This is a genomic window from Mesorhizobium sp. M5C.F.Ca.ET.164.01.1.1 (genome assembly GCF_004792125.1).
In the GTDB taxonomy this organism is placed as follows: Bacteria; Pseudomonadota; Alphaproteobacteria; order Rhizobiales; family Rhizobiaceae; genus Mesorhizobium; species Mesorhizobium wenxiniae.
Genome location: NZ_SRTG01000285.1, coordinates 1 through 345, shown reverse-complemented (window position 1 = coordinate 345; position 345 = coordinate 1). Strand labels below are relative to the sequence as shown.

Annotated in this window: 1 pseudogene; it reads left to right on the top strand. The window is 64.6% G+C overall.

Features of this window, described 5'->3' with window-relative positions:
• Positions 1-191 (top strand): annotated as a pseudogene (locus EN807_RS33500) (guanine deaminase); the annotation flags it as partial.
• Between the last annotated feature and the right edge of the window lie 154 nt (positions 192-345).

Sequence of the window (345 nt, the reverse complement as noted above, 5' to 3'; positions counted from 1 at the left end):
CGCTGGATGAAGGCACCGACGCCGACATCGTCGTGCTCGACGCCCGTTCCACACCGGGCATGCGGCTCAGGATGGAGACGGTCGAGACGCTGGCCGAGGAACTCTTCCTGCTGCAAACGCTGGGCGACGACCGAGCAATGCGCGAGGTCTATGTGGCGGGGCGGCCGGCGAAGAGCGCGATTGTGGCATGAGCTTTGAGGCGCTCTTGGCTTGACCCGGCGTCAGTCATCGGCCAAAGCGTGCGTCGACGCTGACAGGGGAACGCCATGGCCACCGCCGACGACATCGCTCTGATCAAGAAACAGGAAGCCACGTTGGTCTTTCCGGCCTTCGATGAGGCCGTCG